Source organism: Metabacillus sp. Hm71, assembly GCF_051842955.2.
Lineage (GTDB): Bacteria > Bacillota > Bacilli > Bacillales > Bacillaceae > Metabacillus.
This window is the reverse complement of record NZ_CM200278.1, coordinates 2,886,664-2,905,587: the sequence shown is the minus strand read 5'-3', so window position 1 is coordinate 2,905,587 and position 18,924 is coordinate 2,886,664. Positions and strand designations below refer to the sequence as shown.

Annotated in this window: 17 protein-coding genes; 14 read left to right on the top strand and 3 right to left on the bottom strand. The window is 35.4% G+C overall.

The window, feature by feature from the left end:
• Window positions 1-160: 160 nt before the first annotated feature.
• From ACSVDH_RS14140 to cntE, 9 genes are all read left to right on the top strand, one after another.
• Window positions 161-1,015, top strand: coding sequence for a histidine racemase CntK family protein (locus tag ACSVDH_RS14140; RefSeq protein ID WP_439252066.1), 855 nt, complete (start codon window positions 161-163; stop codon window positions 1,013-1,015).
• A 5-nt stretch (window positions 1,016-1,020) separates the two neighbouring features.
• On the top strand, window positions 1,021-1,830 hold the full coding sequence (locus ACSVDH_RS14135; RefSeq protein ID WP_439252067.1) for a class I SAM-dependent methyltransferase: 810 nt from the start codon (window positions 1,021-1,023) through the stop codon (window positions 1,828-1,830).
• A gap of 19 nt (window positions 1,831-1,849) precedes the next feature.
• Complete coding sequence (locus ACSVDH_RS14130) at window positions 1,850-3,166, top strand: opine metallophore biosynthesis dehydrogenase (RefSeq protein WP_439252068.1); 1,317 nt, start codon at window positions 1,850-1,852, stop codon at window positions 3,164-3,166.
• Between the two features lie 154 nt (window positions 3,167-3,320).
• Complete coding sequence (gene cntA, locus ACSVDH_RS14125) at window positions 3,321-4,922, top strand: staphylopine-dependent metal ABC transporter substrate-binding lipoprotein (RefSeq protein ID WP_439252069.1); 1,602 nt, start codon at window positions 3,321-3,323, stop codon at window positions 4,920-4,922.
• A 76-nt stretch (window positions 4,923-4,998) separates the two neighbouring features.
• Complete coding sequence (opp1B, locus tag ACSVDH_RS14120) at window positions 4,999-5,931, top strand: nickel/cobalt ABC transporter permease (protein ID WP_439252070.1); 933 nt, start codon at window positions 4,999-5,001, stop codon at window positions 5,929-5,931.
• A complete protein-coding gene (gene cntC / locus ACSVDH_RS14115) occupies window positions 5,932-6,831 on the top strand; it encodes a staphylopine uptake ABC transporter permease subunit CntC (RefSeq protein WP_439252071.1) in 900 nt (299 codons plus the stop codon). It abuts the gene before it with no gap.
• Entirely contained in the window at window positions 6,828-7,646 is an 819-nt protein-coding gene (cntD, locus tag ACSVDH_RS14110; RefSeq protein ID WP_439252072.1) for a staphylopine uptake ABC transporter ATP-binding protein CntD, read from the top strand. The genes cntC and cntD overlap by 4 nt, the downstream gene beginning before the upstream one ends.
• Window positions 7,640-8,386: an ABC transporter ATP-binding protein gene (locus ACSVDH_RS14105; protein WP_439252073.1), complete on the top strand. Its 747-nt coding sequence runs from the start codon at window positions 7,640-7,642 to the stop codon at window positions 8,384-8,386. The genes cntD and ACSVDH_RS14105 overlap by 7 nt, the downstream gene beginning before the upstream one ends.
• Before the next feature lie 50 nt (window positions 8,387-8,436).
• Window positions 8,437-9,624 (top strand): staphylopine family metallophore export MFS transporter CntE, encoded by a 1,188-nt coding sequence (cntE, locus tag ACSVDH_RS14100; protein ID WP_439252074.1) that lies wholly within the window; start codon window positions 8,437-8,439, stop codon window positions 9,622-9,624.
• A gap of 129 nt (window positions 9,625-9,753) precedes the next feature.
• Here cntE and ACSVDH_RS14095 read toward each other — a convergent pair whose 3' ends face one another.
• On the bottom strand, window positions 9,754-10,299 hold the full coding sequence (locus ACSVDH_RS14095; protein WP_439252075.1) for a DUF420 domain-containing protein: 546 nt from the start codon (window positions 10,297-10,299) through the stop codon (window positions 9,754-9,756).
• A gap of 314 nt (window positions 10,300-10,613) precedes the next feature.
• Here ACSVDH_RS14095 and ACSVDH_RS14090 point away from each other — a divergent pair, with 314 nt between their 5' ends.
• The 4 genes from ACSVDH_RS14090 (at window position 10,614) to ACSVDH_RS14075 (ending at window position 14,990) form a co-directional block, all read left to right on the top strand.
• On the top strand, window positions 10,614-11,105 hold the full coding sequence (locus ACSVDH_RS14090) for a hypothetical protein (RefSeq protein WP_439252076.1): 492 nt from the start codon (window positions 10,614-10,616) through the stop codon (window positions 11,103-11,105).
• 300 nt (window positions 11,106-11,405) lie between these two features.
• Window positions 11,406-12,134 (top strand): 5-formyltetrahydrofolate cyclo-ligase, encoded by a 729-nt coding sequence (locus tag ACSVDH_RS14085; protein WP_439252077.1) that lies wholly within the window; start codon window positions 11,406-11,408, stop codon window positions 12,132-12,134.
• Between the two features lie 557 nt (window positions 12,135-12,691).
• Window positions 12,692-13,771, top strand: coding sequence for a tyrosine recombinase XerS (gene xerS, locus ACSVDH_RS14080; RefSeq protein ID WP_439252159.1), 1,080 nt, complete (start codon window positions 12,692-12,694; stop codon window positions 13,769-13,771).
• Between the two features lie 112 nt (window positions 13,772-13,883).
• Window positions 13,884-14,990, top strand: a complete 1,107-nt coding sequence (locus ACSVDH_RS14075; RefSeq protein WP_439252078.1) for an LAGLIDADG family homing endonuclease — start codon at window positions 13,884-13,886, stop codon at window positions 14,988-14,990.
• Between the two features lie 384 nt (window positions 14,991-15,374).
• Here the strand turns inward: ACSVDH_RS14075 and ACSVDH_RS14070 are convergent, their stop codons facing one another.
• A complete protein-coding gene (locus ACSVDH_RS14070; RefSeq protein ID WP_439252079.1) occupies window positions 15,375-16,283 on the bottom strand; it encodes a helix-turn-helix domain-containing protein in 909 nt (302 codons plus the stop codon).
• A gap of 120 nt (window positions 16,284-16,403) precedes the next feature.
• Between ACSVDH_RS14070 and ACSVDH_RS14065 the strand changes: the two genes are divergently transcribed.
• On the top strand, window positions 16,404-17,180 hold the full coding sequence (locus ACSVDH_RS14065; RefSeq protein WP_439252080.1) for a phytanoyl-CoA dioxygenase family protein: 777 nt from the start codon (window positions 16,404-16,406) through the stop codon (window positions 17,178-17,180).
• 159 nt (window positions 17,181-17,339) lie between these two features.
• Here the strand turns inward: ACSVDH_RS14065 and ACSVDH_RS14060 are convergent, their stop codons facing one another.
• Window positions 17,340-18,881 (bottom strand): solute symporter family protein, encoded by a 1,542-nt coding sequence (locus ACSVDH_RS14060; RefSeq protein ID WP_439252081.1) that lies wholly within the window; start codon window positions 18,879-18,881, stop codon window positions 17,340-17,342.
• Window positions 18,882-18,924: the final 43 nt, after the last annotated feature.

The following is an 18,924-nucleotide window of genomic DNA, read 5'->3' as shown; positions in this document are numbered from 1 at the left end:
AAATTATTGTTACTGACCCACACCATTTGTGTACCACACACGTTCCCATAATAAAAAAATCCATTATTGACATTATCTAACAACATGCTATAATTCATTTGAAAGTTAACAAATAGTAATCATTACGATTTATCTAATGATAAGAATAGAGGTAGTTGTGATGAAACAGGAAATTGACTTTATAAAAGTAAATCCAACACAGAATATGACCATTCTTGTTAAAAGTAATTATCCAGTTGAGAAGTATAGGGACATCGCATCAAAAATGATGGCATATGACAGTGTATACGCTGAACAAGTTGGTTTTATAGCAAAACCGGCAAACAAACAAGCTGCTGCCCGCCTGCAAATGGCAGGAGGTGAGTTTTGCGGTAATGCTTGTATGGCATTGGCAGCCTTGATTGCAGCTGAAAAAGGAATAAAGCAAAATGATTTGACGGAAATAGTATTAGAGGTTTCAGGAACAGATTCGTTAATTATGTGTCAAGTGAATAGAACTTCAGATGAATATTATTGTCAGGTTACAATGCCCATTCCAAAAAAAATCGAACAGAAAACAATAAAGTATGATGGCAATGATTTGAACATCATTATCGTGAGATATCAAGAGTTTATACATATTGTGATAGAAGTAGATGAATTTAGTAAGACAGTAAGGGAAAAAGCGCAATCATTGGCAAAGTTACTCGGAGTCACTTTAGGTGCTGGCTTGATCGGCATATTATTGTATAATCCGGATTCTTATGAATTGGCTCCCCTAATTTATGTCCCATATTTAGACAGTATGATCTGGGAAAGGGGGTGTGGTTCTGGTACTGCCTCTATTGGAGCCTATCTTGCTTGGAAGAAAAAAGGGGAAATTGTTGCAAAGATTAAGCAGCCCGGAGGTACGATTAATGTTTTTGCTACTTATGATATAGAGGAAATAACAAGTCTTAGTATTGAAGGAGCTGTTGGAATTGTAGCACAAGGCAAAGCTTTTATTGATGTAAATCAAAACAATATAGTGAGGTGAAATGATTGAATGCATTAAAAACGTTTCAGGAATGTTTAAGCGAGTTTTCAGAAAAATTTGATGTATTAGCAGGACGATACGATCATACAATCAATCATTGTTCAGAGTTAGAGATTTTAATAGATGACTATTCAAAATTTATTACAAACGAGAATAATAGAGAAGCGTGGGAACAACTTGAACAGCAAGAATCCAGTGGATTCATTCAGCTTGTAGCGGATTTAAGAAAAAAATCTTCACTTTGTGTGGCTATTATGGAGAAATATCGTGCTTTAAAGCTGCTGAATGGATATGCAGACATGACTGATTACTTCAAAAATATCGAATCATGTATTGAAAAAGAATTCGGCAGTTTTCAAATTACTTCTGAATCAAAAGTATTATTAGTAGGCTCAGGTTCATTCCCGATGACATTATTGTTAATTGCTAAGCGAACAGGAGCAGAGGTTGTCGGGATTGATATTGATGATGAGGCCATTCAACTTGGATTAAACGTAGTAGAGAAATTAGGAAAGGGATTAAATATAAGATTAGCAAAAGAATTAGTGGAAAATCTGGATTTTACAAAAGATGTGACACATATCATTTTTAGTTCTACTGTTGAACATAAATATGACATATTGGATCAATTACATACAATGACGAATGAACATGTCGTTGCTGCGATGAGATATGGGAATCAGCTGAAGTCCTTATTTAATTATCCGATGAGAGAAGTAGATAAGAGAAAATGGAAACTGGTTGAAAACATACTACGTCCTGACCATGTGTTTGATATTGCCTTGTATAAAAAATCATCGCTTACTTGTAAGTAAGAAAGGAAGGAAGGATTAAATGAGCGGTTTTAAAAGAGTCTTAATTTTAGGTACCGGGCCGACATCAATCCAGCTTGCTGTAAATTTTAAAAAGCTTTTGCATAGCTACGTCGGGATTGCGGGAAGAGAATCTGTACGTTCGGAAATGTTTTTTGATGCACTGCAGCAAAGTAATCATCTAATACGTGTGAGCATTCAAAATGATCAGCATCAAAAGATGAAAGGTGAATGCTTCATTGATCAAGTTTTTAATGGGTATGAGACGATTAAGGGTGAATGGGATACCATCATTTTTTCCGTCACAACGGATGCCTATATGGATGTAATAAAACAGATCCATGATAAGGTTTTAAAACAAGTAAAATGTATTGTATTAATTTCTCCAACTTTCGGTTCTAACAGCTTAATAAGTCATTATATAAAAAAACTTCAAATTAATTCGGAAATCATTAGTTTTTCTACCTATTTTGGCGATACACGATGGATGCACGATCGGCCGTCTAATCATGTGTTAACTACCGCAGTCAAGAAAAAGATTTATATAGGATCGACACACATTCCATCTGAAAATGTTGACAACCTAGTGAAGGGTTATGCAAAACTAGGAGTTGCTATTGAAATAATGGAGACACCAATTGAGGCAGAGACGAGGAATATTTCTTTATATGTTCACCCACCGTTATTTATGAATGATTTTTCATTAAATGCCATATTCGGAGATTTAGAGACCAATAAATATGTTTATAAAATTTTTCCTGAGGGACCCATTACGCAATATCTGATTCGAGATATGTTATCCCAGTGGAAAGAAATTATGAATATTTTAGAAAAAATAAAGATAAACAGGTTAAACTTACTTCAATTTATGACAGATGATAATTATCCGGTGAGATTAGAAAGTTTATCACGTCATGATATAGAAAATTTCACTCATTTAGAGACGATTCATCAAGAATATTTACTGTATATACGCTATACCTCTTTGTTGATCGACCCTTTTTCAGAACCTGATGAGAATGGAAGATATTTTGATTTTTCCGCAGTTCCAATTAGAAAAATATTTGTCAACAGAGAAGGGTGCTTGGATATCCCGAGGATGCCTAAGGAAGATTATTATCGTATCAAAATCATCCAGGGAATTGCAAACTATTTAGAGTTGAATTGTCCGACAATAGATAAATTTATTAAAACATATGAGCGTAAAATAGAAGAAGTTGCACAATCTCGCAGGGGAGAATTGCTGTCAGATGCATTTGTCGTTCAACATTTTGATGAAGATTTGCATATGATCTGCGGTGAAATAGGTAATTTAATGGAAGCAAAAACGTTAAAGTAAAACTTTTAATGAAACAATAGAGTCATATATTTTATAAATAGTAATGATTTCGATTTATAGAAGGGCAGTCAATTATTTCGTTTGCGTGTAGACATGATCCAACAAAAAAATAAAATTGTATTGATATTAAAGGACTTTTAGGGAGAGGACGACCATGTTAAGTAGAAGATTTCATTTAATGGCGCTAGTTTTTTTAGTTTTATCTATTCTAGTTGCTTGCTCTGCAAATTCGGCAAACTCTGATATTAAACAGAAAGCAGAAATAGTCTATGCATCAGCCAAAGACATTAATGATATGAATCCCCACCTTTATACAGGTTCTATGCCGGCTCAGGGGATGGTATATGAATCATTAGTTGAGAATACAAAAGATGGAATCAGGCCATTGCTTGCTGAATCATGGGAAATTTCCGAGGATGGAAAAGTATACACGTTTCATTTAAGGAAAGACGTAAAATTCCATGATGGTGAACCATTTAATGCAGAAGCAGTTAAGAAGAATATTGATGCTGTACAAAAAAATGCAGAAAAGCATTCCTGGATTAAGCTATCAACAAAAATCGTAAGCTGTGATGTAGTAGATGAATATACCGTTAAATTAGTATTGTCAGAGGCCTATTATCCAACTTTGGTTGAATTATCGATGACAAGACCTTATGTATTCCTATCACCAAAAGATTTTATTAATAATGAAACACAAGATGGAGTCAATGGTTATCACGGTACAGGACCATATATTCTGACTGAGCATAAAACCGACGAGTACGCTACATTTGAAGCTAATAAAGACTATTGGGGCGGCGCACCTAAGATTAAGAAAATTACGTCTAAAGTTCTTCCAGCAGGGGAAACGACCTTTTTAGCCTTACAAAAAGGAGAAGTAAACTTTGCTTTCACAGATGATCGAGGAGCAGACAATCTTGATGTCGAAGCAATGAACCAATTAGTTGATTCAGGCAATTACCAGCTTATTAGAAGTGAACCAATGAATACGAAAATGATTGTGGCGAATAGTAGCAAATCCGAAAATCCTGTTAGTGAAACATCTGTTCGCGAAGCGATTTGGTACTCGATTGATAGGGAAACCATTATCGAGGACCTATTAAATGGCACTGAAACTCCAGCGAATACATTATTTTCATCTAACGTCAATTATGCCGATGTCGATTTAAAGAAACGAGGATACGATCTAGAAAAAGCAACAGAGATTTTAGAAGAAGCTGGCTGGACATTAAAGGATGGTGCCGAGGTTAGAACGAAGGACGGCAAGCAATTAACCATGAAACTTTATTATGATAGCAATTCTTCTTCCCAAAAAACACAAGCTGAATTTATCCAGGCATCATTAAAAGAAATAGGAATTCAGCTAGAGCTTATTGGTGAGGAGTCAACTTCGATCGCGAATAGAAGATCAACAGGTGACTATGATTTATTATTCAATCAAACATGGGGATTGGCTTATGATCCACAAAGCACAATTGCTGCCTTTACTTCTGAAGCTTCGTATCTACATACTACAAGCGGGATCGCTAAAGCGAAGGAACTTTACAAGAAAATTGAAGAGGTTATGGTGTCTAAGAATGAAGAAACCAGAAAGGCGCTGTATGCCGATATTTTGACGATTGTTCATGATGAAGCAGTCTTTATTCCTATTTCCAATGGAAGCGTTACGGTAATAGCTCCAAAAAATGTAAAGGGCATCTCTTTTAAACAAACACAATTTGAGTTGCCATTTGAGCACATGCATTTTGAATAGATCTATACGCTGTCTCAAGAAGATCAAATCCTTTTGAGGCAGCCTCATTGATCGTTCAATCGAAAGGAGAATTCACATGGGAGGTTACATCATTAAAAGTATAATCATATCCATCCCTTTACTTTTGATCATTTCGTTTTTAACGTTTGTCTTATTTCATCTTTCTCCCTTAGATCCGGCAGAAGTGGTATTACAAGCACAGGGTGTTCCAACTATAACAGATGAATTAATCGCTCAAACGAGAGAAGAGCTGGGGATGGATCAACCATTTTTTATCCAATATTTTGATTGGCTTGTTGCCTCTTCACAATTGGACTTTGGGGTTTCATATGTGACAGGAAAACCAGTTTGGTCATTAATAGGTCCCGCTTTTCTAAATACGTTAAAGCTGACATTCATATCATCCGTTGCCATGATTATATTGTCCATATTATTAGGAGTGATTTGTGCGTTGAAGGAAGGAAAAATGATCGATAAATCGATAAGAGGGATTTCTTTTTTCTTAACAGCAATGCCATCCTACTTGCTTGCGTCACTTATGATTTGGTATTTCTCTGTCAAATTTGATTTATTACCTACAAGCGGGATGGGTTCATATAAAAGTTATATTCTTCCTGTTAGTGTGATCACGATCAGTTATGCAGGCATTTATTTTCGAAACGTTAGAAATTCAATGCTAAGCAACTTAAATGAGGACTATATCCTGTATGCAAGAGCATGTGGTTTATCAGAAAAGAAGGTCACCATACATATCTTACGAAATTCATTGCAAGTAACCATCTCAATATTTGGTATGGCTATTCCCATCATATTAGGAAGTACCGTTGTGATCGAAAACGTTTTTGCATGGCCGGGTTTAGGAAGTTTGAGTGTTAAAGCCATTCTAAGCAGAGATTTTCCAATTATCCAAGCATACGTTCTTCTATTAGCAGCAGCCTTTGTATTGTTTAATACGGTTTCCGACATTCTAAATGCTGTGCTGAATCCTAAGATAAGGAACGGTCTTTAAATGAAAATAGTGAAAAATTTAAGCAAAGATAAGTTAGCTGTTATTTCTTTCATAATCATTGTTATAACCATTATTGTTGGACTATTTGCTCCATTTTTTGCGCCATATGATCCTAATGAAGTAAATATGGGCCTTCGATATGCATCGCCATCTTGGGAATACCCATTAGGAAATGATCACCTTGGGAGATGTATTTTGTCCAGAATCGTATATGGAATTCGGCCCAGCGTGTTATGGGTTTTAGTCGCTTTGTTCATATCTGTTTTGATTGGGGCTGTTTTAGGGTTTCTCGCAGGATATTTTAAAGGAAAAGTAGATGCCTTTCTAATGAGGATTTGTGACATCATGCTTTCGTTTCCGGGATACGTTATGACATTGGCGATTATTGGAATATTAGGCGTGGGTCTTGAGAATATTTTGATTGGGTTTATTTTAGTGAAATGGGCATGGTTTACCCGCGTAATCAGAACCTCTGTTATGCAGTATTCTGAATTAGACTATGTAAAGTTTTCCAAGTTAACTGGTATGAGTGATCTAAACATAATCTATAAGCATCTTATTCCTGTTACATTTTCGGATATCGCCGTTATTTCAAGCAGCTCTATCGGATCAATGATCCTGCAAATTTCAGGGTTTTCCTTTTTGGGTTTAGGAATCCAAGCCCCAAATGCTGAATGGGGCATGATGTTAAATGAAGCAAGAGAAGTTATGTTTACGAGACCAGAGCTAATGGCAGCACCTGGTTTAGCCATTGTTTTGATCGTATCTGCTTTTCATTTTTTATCGGATGCACTTCAAGTTGCTTTAGATCCTAAACTTGTAACCTCAAAATCGAAACTCGAGGAAAAACTGGAAACCTCTAAGATTAAGTTTCAAGAAAAAGAGGCGGCAAATAGATGATGAATATATTAGAAGTTAAAAATTTGAACATACGGGATGTTAAATCCGGTAATGAGATTATCTATAAAAGTTCATTCAAACTAAAGCAAGGAAGCTGTCTGGCCATGGTAGGTGAAAGCGGAAGCGGGAAGTCTGTGACTTGCAAGTCTATTATGAGATTGAATACATCCTCGATTCGCCAATCAGGAGACATTCTATTTAATGGAGAAAATTTAAACCATCTTTCCGAAAAAGAGATGAGAAGGAAAAGGGGAAGAAACCTTTATATGATTATGCAAAATGGGATGAGTGCTTTTGATCCTTCTTGTGTAATTGGTATTCATGTAAAGGAAACACTTTCTCAACATTTCGGCTGGAACCATAACGTAATCGATGGAAAAATAAAAAATGCCATGGAAAGCGTCATGCTGAAAAATCCATCAGAAATTTTGAATAAGTATCCATACCAGCTATCGGGTGGGATGCTCCAGCGAATGATGATTGCATTGGGATTCGTATTAGAGCCCGATATAATCATCGCCGATGAACCGACAACATCGTTAGATACAATCTCACAATTTGAGGTTGTTGAACAATTTATTAAAGTAAGAGAAAGAATGGACTGCTCGATGATCTTTGTTTCTCACGATTTAGGTGTCGTAAAAAAGATCGCTGATTATGTTTTGGTCATGAAGGATGGAAAGATTATTGAAAGAGGAAATACCCAATCTATTTTTTCAGACGCACAACATGAATATACAAAATACTTAATATCCACTAAAGAAGAGCTGAGTAATCATTTTAAAAAAATGATGGGGAGGAGTTATTCTTGCTGAAAATTGATTCAGTAGAGAAATGCTATAAAAAAGGTGGTTTGTTTTCTAAAGAACGACAGCAGGTTTTGAAGAATGTTAGTTTTGAATGCAAGAACGGTGAATGCCTTGGTATTATCGGAGAAAGTGGAAGTGGAAAATCCACATTAGGACGTTTGATAGCAGGAATTGAAAAGCCGGATCATGGCACGGTTTTATTCGAGGGAGAGAATGTACGGGATAAAAGAGTAAGATTAGGTGCCATTAGTGCTGTTTTCCAGGACTATAAATCGTCCATAAATCCTTTTTTTACTGTTGAAGAAGCTATTATGGAGCCATTAATCGTTCAAAAAAAGACGCAAAAAGAAAAGCAAAACAAGATTGAACTTCTATTAAATCAAGTTGGTTTAGATCCTTCCTATAAAAAAAAGTATCCCCATGAGTTATCAGGAGGAGAGGTTCAGAGGGTGTGTATTGCAAGGGCCATATCCACAGTACCTAAATGTATTTTATTAGATGAAGCAATCAGTTCTCTAGATGTATCTGTTCAAGTACAAGTACTTAATTTATTAAAAGAATTAAAAAAAGTCTACAATATCAGTTACATTTTTATTACTCATGATATTCAAGCTGCGGCTTATATTTGCGACAGAGTCATTATCTTTAGAAATGGTCAAATTGAAGAGAACGTCAACATTGAACAATTAAAGGACGTTCAGTCAGAATATGCAAGAAAACTATTAAAGATGATAATTAACATTTGAATTAAATACATAAACTCGCAGAAAGTGTTATAGATTAGGAGGGAAAAAGATTGAGTGGAGCGATGTCTTGGCCGTTTTTACGTTTGTATCTGTTGGTTCTCCTTTATTTTAGTGCCAATGCTATATTAAACGTTATTATTCCTTTACAAGGGGAAATATTAGGAGCCAGCAATACAACAATTGGCTTGATTATGGGGGCCTATTTGTTTACAACAATGTTCTATCGGCCATGGGCGGGTCATATCATTCAGAAGCATGGACCGATAAAAGTGTTACGCGTTATTCTTATTATCAATGGCTTTGCTTTAATCCTTTATACGATTACCGGTTTAGGAGGCTATCTCGTTGCCCGTATGCTGCAGGGGGTGTCGACAGCCTTTTTTTCAATGGCATTACAAATTGGCATTATTGACGCATTGCCGGAGAAGGATCGTTCGCAAGGAATTTCCCTTTATTCTTTATTCTCTTATGTTCCTGGTATCATTGGCCCTATATTGGCATTAGGCATTTGGCAAGCAGGGGATATGAATACATTTACAGTGGTGATGATTGCTATTGCCGCCTTTACAGGGGTAATTGGCTATAGTGCCAAAATAAATAAAGGGAAAATTCAGCCTGCTTTAAATCAAACTGAACAGGAAGTAAATATGTTTCAATCGTTTGGTCAGCTAGTCAAAAATCCGTTTTTGTTTAAATGTAGTGTATTAATGTTAGTGGCATCCCTTGTATTTGGAGCAATTACAACCTTTATACCACTGTACGCAATGCAAATAAAAAATGGTAATGCCGCTATTTATCTCATGCTCCAGGCCGGTACCGTTGTTTTTGCTCGTTTTGCTTTAAGAAAAAAAATCCCTTCAGACGGTATATGGCATTCATCATTTATGATGGGAACGATGCTTCTTTTAGCCGTATCTGCACAATGTGTAAGCTTTTCTATAAATGGTGGAGCTATCTTTTTCTATATCGGTGCCATTCTAATGGGACTGGCCCAGGCACTCCTCTATCCAACATTAACAACCTATTTAAGCTTTGTCCTGCCTCAGATGAATCGCAATGTATTACTTGGTTTATTTATTGCAATGGCAGATTTAGGTGTTTCATTAGGTGGTGTCATCATGGGGCCGATAGCTGATCTTTACTCATACTCAATAATGTATATGATTTGTGCAATTCTAGGAGTAACGATGTTCTTTTTTGCTTATGATCGCAGAAAGATATTTGTCGGAGTAAAATGAAAAGAAGATTAGTTCTGAATTAAATCAAAAAGTATTTTGATAATGCAATTTTGTAAAATGAAGAAAGACCAGAGAGTGAGCTTATTCCATAAGCACTGACTTTCTGGTCTTTTCTCTGTAGATAGCCTATTAATAATACGGCGAAATCATAAAATAGACCAAAACACCGGTGAAGCTAACATAAAGCCAAATCGGCATTGTCCAGCGAGCAATTTTCCGATGCTTTTCTACTTGCATATTCAAACCTCTGCCTAGCGTAATAAGAGCTAAAGGCACTATTGCTGCTGCAAGGAAAATGTGAGTGATTAACACAAAATAGTAGATATTCTTTAATAATCCCTCGCCACCGTAGCTTGTAGATTCAGCCATTGAATGGTAGGTCAGATAACTGATACAGAACAGGAATGTTGTCGTAAATGCTGCAATAATAAAACGACGGTGCAATTTAATGTTTTTTTGCTTGATTGTAAATAAAGCGAGAACGAGAAAAACGAAGGTAAAGGTGTTAAAAATCGCATTCATCAACGGCAGTACAGTTAAATCAATTCCAAATATTTTTCCGGTACTGCTTTTAGGCAGGAAATAAGTCCCGACGATCACACCTACAATGACAATTGACAGAATCCAAATTAAAGAATTGTAATTTCGCTGGTTTACTGAATGATTATTGCTCATATTTTTTCTCCTAGATGTTAGTGGTTTCCTTAAGAATAAAAAAAGAATCAGCAAAGAGCAATATATTTATACCTGTGGAACGTATTTGTCATCATTTCGACATAAACATTTAAAAAATTGTTTAAAAAAGTATAGGTAAAACAGAGATAATGATGGCTATTTCTCTTTTTGAAAAAGATAAAAAGTAGATTTAACATCTCTATATTCTCTTTTATGTTAAAATAAGGGCAAAAATTATTGAAAAGAATATTTTCAATTTAAATGCTGATCAAAAAAATACATATTGAATTAAACTGCTTACGGGGGAACGATTGATGGTAGTTGTAAAGTCAGTCCATATTGATGGGGAAAGGATTCATGTATTTAATAGTGCCATTTATATCTTAAAATCGAGTTTGGGATTCACGTTAGAATTGGATCTTATCGTTAGTGAGGTTGTTGTAAAAAAATACAAAAAGGAAGATAACCTCATTATTGAAATAGAGCTCGAAGACGGCAGGATCATCCATTCCATAATGCATGTAAAAAGTCTGCCAGGCGGTTTGCCACAGCTTAATTTATTCTGTGAACTGGATGACCTTAAAGAGTATGCAGATTTTAAAATCGTTAACGAAAACGATGCATGGTTTCCAAATATAGAAGAAGGAATCACCTTAGACGAAATAAGAAAAGTGGAAATGCCCATAGAACCAGTAAATTTAAAATTAAACTTGCCAATCGACCAGGTGGAATGGTTAAAAAAGCAAAAGAAGAAAGATTTGAATGAAATCTTCAAGGACCTAATCTATGAATATAGGAATAAATAGGATAAATCATAGAAATAAGTTTGAGGCAGAATGAAATCCTGTCTCTTCCTCCAAGACATAAATCCAAACATGAAAACGCTTATATATATTAAACGTTATAACGGGCGACATATATGCTGAATTAACATACAATTACGAAAAAGGACTTTTTAAAAAATTATTTCTAACAAAATACATTATTTCAATTAAGCCCAATTCTCGAATTTAACAGTCCTTTCTTTACATACTATACATGTAACGAAAAAAGGCATATTAAATAAAATTAAAATAAATGTAATTAAATAAAAGAGAAGGATAGTGGTGAGTAAATTGACAAAACAAACGATACGCGAAAGGACTTGGAGATTTTTGGAGGAAAATAAACTCGGTCGTTTCCCATTTCCTTTGAAAAATCGTATTCCAAATTTTAAGGGGGCAGAAAAGGCTAGTCAATTTGTCACTTCAATGCCAGAGTATAAAAGAGCCAAGGTTATTAAGGTTAATCCTGATGCTCCCCAGCTGCCGATAAGAGCGCAAATCCTAAGAGATGGAAAAATATTGTTAGTTCCAACTCCTAGGCTAAAAGCCGGATTTATCTTAGTTGAACCCGACTGGGTGCCATCAGGGGAAGAACGGAGGGCAGCTAGCCTATCACATATTAAATCCTATGGAAAGGGGATTCCTCTTTCAGAAATGCCGCAAATTGATTTATTTGTAGTTGGTTCGGTTGCCCTTAACCGGGATGGGAGACGAGTTGGCAAAGGGGAAGGGTTTGCAGATAGGGAATATGCAATTATAAGAGAACTCGGGAATCCTGATGTACCAGTTATTGGAACTATACATAGTACCCAACTGACTAATGAAGATATTCCAAAGGATCCATATGACCTTACATTAGACTGGATAGCAACGGAAACAGAACTAATCCAGACAAACACTCCTTATAAAAAACCGGAGGGAATTCAATGGGAACTAGTGACTGAAAAAGAGAAGGAAGAAATGCCCGTTTTGAAGGACATTTGGGAACTGACAAAAGGAAAAGGCAGCTAACTTAGTTAAATAGAAAATAGTTAATCTTAACAAGAGTTTGCTTCTGATGCTGGAATTGTTGATGTCATAAACCGTATATATCTATACTTATTGATTTGACTATAAAGTGGATAACAGAAAACATTATTGATTGGCTGATCTCTTTTACTTGTCATCTAAGTATAGAATAAAGAAGAGTTAATCAACTGTCTGATGTAGAGTTTTATTTATGACTTTAATTTTTTAATATTTGACAACCAGTATTTGGTAAAAGACTTATAAAGTTTAATAAGAAAATTAAACGATTCTAATCGGTTCAATGTGCTTTTTTTATATATGGAATGTGGTTATGTGAGTTAACAAATTAGAATATACATGTAACTTGTAGGACAGCAATCTTTAATTGAAGATTTGAATAATAAAAATGACAGGAGAGAGTAGATATACTAATGTTTCTAAAAAATAGAATTAATGATGAATGGTAGTGTACATTACATTATTACGTAAAATATAAATTTGACGTAATAATAATTAGAAAATAAAATATAAATTAGAAATATTGAAGTGAGGTGGTTATTATAGCAAGTGAATCTCAGCAACAACATTACAAAAAACTAAAATTATTACTTAAAGAATTGCCATGGTATGTTGAAGAATATATCGACCATAAACGCAGAAAGCTTTCTGCAGCATCGCTACTTAATTATTGTCACGACTATAAAATTTTCTTTAATTGGATCGTTTCAGAGCAGCTCTTTACTGATGAACCTAAGAATATTCCTTTAGATCTTCTAGAGAAACTGACAGTTCAGCAAGTTGAAGGCTTTTTGTATGCTCTTGAATATGAGTTAAATAATAAAGAAATCACCGTTAACCGTAAGTTATCAGCGTTAAAATCTCTTTTTAATTACTTACAAAACATTGCCGAAACAAAAGATTTAAAGCCCTATATTCAGCGAAATGTGATGGCGAAAATTGAATTCAATGAAATTAAGGAAAGCATGGAAACGATCGCTAATAAAATGGAGGGAAAAATTTTACTTGGAGATGAATACGAAAGATTTCGCCGGTTTGTTGCACATGATTACGGTGAAACCATCCAGGATAATAAGAAACGGCAAAACTTTTATAAACTCAATCAGGAACGGGATATTGCGATTATTTCATTAATTTTAGGCTCAGGACTAAGGCTATCAGAGCTTGTAAACCTGGATTTAGATGATATTGATTTTAGCAAATATTCTGCACGAGTGATTCGAAAAGGAAATAAAGAACAATACGTATTCTTTAGCAAAATTGCTATGGATGATCTCCAAGAATACTTAAAAATCAGAGAAAAACGCTATCATGTAGATAAGAATAACAAAGCATTGTTTGTGGCAGCTCCAATGGGGCCAAAAGGAAAATCAAGACGCTTAACAGCACGCTCTATTGAGAAAATGATTGAAAAATACGCCAAAGCATTTGGAAAACCCGCATTATCTGTACATAAATTAAGACATTCGTTTGCTACAAGATATCATTCGGAAATTAATGATGTACCTAAATTAAGAAGGCAATTAGGACATTCGTCGATACAGACAACGATGATATATACGCATATTAGGAATGATGATTTAAGAAGTGCCGTTGATAAGATGGATATACCGAAAGAGTGACAGAATTCTCCATTTCTAATTTTACTCTATTTTTAAAGCTTAATATCGCATTCAAGAACACTAGTTCGTATAATGGTATAGAGAGTAAATTATATTGAATTGGGGTGTTTGGATGCCTAGAAATCCAGGAATTACTGATGAATTAATCATTGAGATGTATAAAAACGGGTTGTCCTTTAAAGAGATGACCCCCATTATAGGTCTTACAGATCGTGCAATTCGGAATGTGTTATATAAGTATGGGGTTAGAATGAATAGAGAACAATCCTCGGGACAACCACGAAAGTACAAAGTTAATGAAAATTTCTTTAAGGTATGGTCACATGAAATGGCATGGGTTTTAGGGTTATTTATTACAGACGGCTGTGTTCACAATAAACAGGATAGCATATCATTTGCACAAAAAGATGAAAGGATCCTTCGGTTGATTGCAAATTATATGGAAGCAGATTACATATTGGCTCCATTAGGTCCAACGAAAACAACTCCAACTTTAATTATTAATTCAAAACAGATTAAAAATGACTTAAAAACATTAGGTATAAATGCTAGTAAATCTTTAAATGTCCCATTTCCAAATGTTCCGCAAGAATTTCTACCTTCCTTTGTAAGAGGGGTAATTGATGGAGATGGCTGGGTGGATAAAGAAGGATATGTTGTTAAAGTTACAACAGGTAGTTTACTATTTGCTGAAGGACTTTTATCTGTTTTCCAAACATGGAGGCTACAATCTCTAATCACAACTGAATTAAGTAAAACAGGTAATCCTATATATCGAATCAGTGTTAAGAGGAAAAACAACCTAAAAAAGCTTGCTGAAATCATTTATCAACATGCTACTGATAATTTTGTATATTACAAAAAAGTATATATGAACCAATCTAAAAACGAAATTGTATTAGAAACTTCTGATCCTACAAAAATTAAGTTTAGAACTAGTATTAGTAAATCCATCTTAGATAAATTAAGTATTCTTGCTAAAGAAAACAATACCCACGTAAATATTCTTTTAGAAAGCGGACTTCAAACTGTTTTATCCCAAGGAAATATTTCATTTAATAAGAAAGATAGACCCAAAGATAGAATTCAATATAAGTCAACCTATGACAAAGAATTATTGGATTCTTTAAGGGAATTCGCTAATAAAAATAATTTATTTATGAATGACGTCATAGAGTACAGTTCCAATTTTATAAAATTTAACAATATTAAAAAGTAAATAAAATAAATTTCTAAAACAGGCGGTACTTTCACTTTTTCATTTTACTAGTTTACATAATATATATTATCGGAAGTTAAATATTATTTATAAATTTCGTCTCAAAATAAAAGTTTACTTGAGTAATTGAGACGAAATTTATTTTTATTTAATAATCCATTTTAAAATCATATTATTAATGCCTATATCAGATTGTTTCCTCACACGCTAAGTTTTGCTGTTTGTTTAACATCAATTTCAAATTCATTTCAAGTTAATTATTGGCCATCCTAAATTATTTATATTTTTCCTTAAGGAATTAATATCATTACATTATACCTCTGATTCTTACTCCCTCAAACAAACCGGGAAATAATTTCCCATCACTTAAATTTATTTGCTATTCTATTCATTAAAATTTCTTTTTTCATGATTTACTTCGTATTTTTTGCGATATTTAGCCGGTGAAACATTCATCATCGAAGTAAATACACGTGTAAAGGAATGTACGGATCCGAAACCAGTCATGTCAGTTATTTCTTTAATTGGAATACTTGTCGTTTCAAGCAGCCTTGCAGCTTCCTCTACCCTTTTCCTGCGAATATAATTAGAATAGCTTTCACCAAGTTCTTCAGAAAAAAGTCTTGATAAATGTCGTGTAGATATGTGCAAATTGTTAGCAACATGTTCCAGCCTCAATGGATCTGATAAATTATCACGGATGAACAGCTTCGCTTGATATAAATGGCTTGAGCGGTTTGAGAACAATCGTTCCTGATTTTCCATTCTTTGTTTTTCATCAGAAAACATCGAGCGAAAAGACAAGATAAGTGTGACTGCCATATTTGAAATAAAGCTGTATTCGTTGGCACCGCCCTTTGATGTATAATCGACCAAAGCCCTCCAAATTAAAGCAGTCGGAGAATCATCAGCAGCATTTATAAACATTTTATTTGTTATTGCAAGTTTATTAAACGTTCTAATCGCATCATCCTTTGATTCTTCATCAATGATTTCAAAGGCCACGAACAATAAAAAAAGACCTGTTTCACTTAAAATTTGATGTTGTTTGTTAGGTCGGGATAAAAATACAGAACCCTTTTTTAACTGATATTGTCCATCCAGTTCATGATAAACCCCTTCCCCGCTCAGTACATAACAAACCTCAAAAAATGAATGCTTATGTAATAGGTTATTAAAATGCCTTGGGTTAACACCCCAATAATGCACCTTAAAGGAAATTTCTTCTCCAGACAGCTTTGTTGCATATTGATTAAGTATTCCTTCACTCAATCTACAAGAATGGTTGACCACACATTTCCCCCCGATGTCCTCATTAGACAAAATCATAGCCTCTCCAGATAAAGACTTGAAACTTTTAATTTTCTAAAATTATAGCAAGGTTACAGTCAATCTAAAAGGAGGAATTTTAGGATGATTACATTAAAAGATGCTGAATTTTACAAAGAGAATGGTTATTTGCTTGTTAAAGGAGTGTTTTCTAAGGATGAAGTAGAACAAATGAAAAATGCGGTTGAACAAATCATTCAACGCGCAGCAAATGCAAAGCTTGATCGAAATCACGCATGGCAAGGAGATTATATCCCGCCAAACGAGTTAAAAAGACTTGTTTTAAAAGGTTTTCATGATGTTCATTATCATGATGCCTCGTTTACTAAAGCGATTTCTCATCCTAACATGGTGGCTATTTTACAAAAGCTTATCGGCCCAAATGTTCAATTACATCACTCAAAAATGTTGGTCAAGCCACCTGAAAAGGGAGCAGCTTTTCCTATGCATCAGGATCATCCTTATTTTCCACATGACAACCATACCATGCTCGCAGCAAGTGTCCATTTGGATGATGCCGACTTGGAAAATGGCTGCCTAAGAGTGATACCAAAATCTCATAAGCAAGGTCCCATTTCCCACATTGGGCGTCACTACTTAGACCAAAAGGAATATCCGATCTCGAGCGGTACCCCATGCCCTGCTGAAGCTGGGGACGTCTTGTTTTTTAATTATTTAACCATCCATGGCTCTGACATTAACCGCAGTGACAGGCCGCGCAGAAATGTATTATTCCAATACCGTGACCCAGCGGATCAACCGTCTGCCGATACTCACGTAAACTGGGGCCAAGGCTTAATGGTGTGCGGAGAAAACCCAACGTTCCGTGAATATCAACCAGACTTTGCCTTAAAAGTTTAACAACAAGAAAAGCGCAAGCGCCTTGATCAGCTTATGACCTCGATCGAGGGGCTAGGCGCTGAAGCTAGACACTAAAACTAAGTACAAAATTTTATACTTTCTTACCTTTCAAGATAGGGTCAGTCCCCCAACAAAGGACTGACCCTTAAACTGCTTTTTCTACTTCATAGTGGTTGACACTCCTGTATTAGCTTTAACAAGAATTTCATCAAACTTCTTTTCATCCTCTTTTTTACTGGATAGAAGAGTTCCTAAAATTGCTCCAATAAAACCTAAAGGAATCGAAATAATCCCAGGATTTGCTAATTTGAAAAGCGGTTCTCCAATAAGAATCGCTGCTCCTGCTTCTGGTGACAAAACACTTGGACTAACAGCAACCAGCGCAAGTGAACTAATTAATCCAACAAGCATACCTACTACAGCACCTGTTGTATTAAATCGTTTCCAAAAAATCGTTAACAAAATAATTGGCAGGTTAGCGCTCGCAGCTACCGCGAAGGCTAATGAAACAAGGAAAGCAACATTCATCTTTTGGGCAAATAAAGCAAGAATAACCGATAATACTGACACACCAACAGACGCCCATCTTGCCGCAACCACTTGTTCCTTTTCAGTAGCATTCCCCCGGCGTACAATGTGGCTATAAAAATCATGAGCAAACGCTGATGCTGCTGAAAGCACAAGACCGGCAACTACGGCCAAAATCGTCGCAAAGGCAACGGCTGAAACAAAAGCAAATAAGAAATCTCCGCCTATTGCTTCAGCAAGTAATGGGGCTGCCATATTCCCTGCAGCATTCGCTTCAATGATTTTGTCATATCCTACAAACGCTGCTGCTCCAAAGCCAAGGAAAATGGTCATCACATAAAATAAACCAATAATCCATGTTGCATACACAACAGATTTGCGAGCTGTAATCGCGTCCTTTACGGTAAAAAAGCGAATTAAAATATGCGGTAACCCAGCAGTACCTAATACAAGCGCTAAATTAAGTGAAATCGTATCTAAAGGGTCTTTAAATTTATTTCCCGGATTCAAGAAACCGTCTCCTAATGGAGTTGCAGCTTTCATTTCCGTAAACATTTTGAAAATACTAAAATCAAACTTTGCAAAAACAATGATTGAAATAATGAATGTTCCAATCATCAATAGTGCTGCCTTAACGATTTGCACCCAGCTTGTTGCAGTCATACCGCCAAATACAACATATACTGTCATCAATGTACCAACGATTAATACAGAATAAACATAATCAAGTCCAAGTAATAAATGAATGAGTCCCCCTGCACCAACCAGCTGGGCAATCATATAGAAAATCGAGATCGCGATCGTGTTTAACGCAGCTACTCCCCTCACCTGTTTCGCATTAAATCGTGCTGCAATCATATCGGCCATTGTATATTTCCCTAAATTACGAAGAGGTTCAGCAACAATATATAAAACAACGAGATAGGCAACAAGAAAACCAATGCTGTAGAAAAAGCCGTCAAAACCGGAAAGGGCAATCATCCCGGCAATTCCAAGAAATGATGCGGCTGACATATAGTCTCCTGCAATCGCCATCCCGTTTTGCCAGCCAGTCAAACTTCCATCAGCTGTATAGAAATCGCTCGTCGTTTTTGTTTTTTTGGAGGCATAATACGTTATGACAAGTGTTAAAGCCACAATAGCTAAAAACAGCGAAAATGCTAGTGTATTCATGAACCTTTTCCTCCCTTGTTCTCTTCTCCCACCACACGAAAAT

Coding starts and splice junctions, on each gene's coding strand:
- ACSVDH_RS14140 (WP_439252066.1), top strand. CDS start 161: ATGAAACAGGAAATTGACTTTATAAAAGTAAATCCAACACAGAATATG.
- ACSVDH_RS14095 (WP_439252075.1), bottom strand. CDS start 10,299: ATGAGCAATAATCATTCAGTAAACCAGCGAAATTACAATTCTTTAATT.
- opp1B (WP_439252070.1), top strand. CDS start 4,999: ATGGGAGGTTACATCATTAAAAGTATAATCATATCCATCCCTTTACTT.
- cntD (WP_439252072.1), top strand. CDS start 6,828: ATGATGAATATATTAGAAGTTAAAAATTTGAACATACGGGATGTTAAA.
- cntA (WP_439252069.1), top strand. CDS start 3,321: ATGTTAAGTAGAAGATTTCATTTAATGGCGCTAGTTTTTTTAGTTTTA.
- ACSVDH_RS14065 (WP_439252080.1), top strand. CDS start 16,404: ATGATTACATTAAAAGATGCTGAATTTTACAAAGAGAATGGTTATTTG.
- cntC (WP_439252071.1), top strand. CDS start 5,932: ATGAAAATAGTGAAAAATTTAAGCAAAGATAAGTTAGCTGTTATTTCT.
- ACSVDH_RS14060 (WP_439252081.1), bottom strand. CDS start 18,881: ATGAATACACTAGCATTTTCGCTGTTTTTAGCTATTGTGGCTTTAACA.
- ACSVDH_RS14075 (WP_439252078.1), top strand. CDS start 13,884: ATGCCTAGAAATCCAGGAATTACTGATGAATTAATCATTGAGATGTAT.
- ACSVDH_RS14130 (WP_439252068.1), top strand. CDS start 1,850: ATGAGCGGTTTTAAAAGAGTCTTAATTTTAGGTACCGGGCCGACATCA.
- ACSVDH_RS14090 (WP_439252076.1), top strand. CDS start 10,614: ATGGTAGTTGTAAAGTCAGTCCATATTGATGGGGAAAGGATTCATGTA.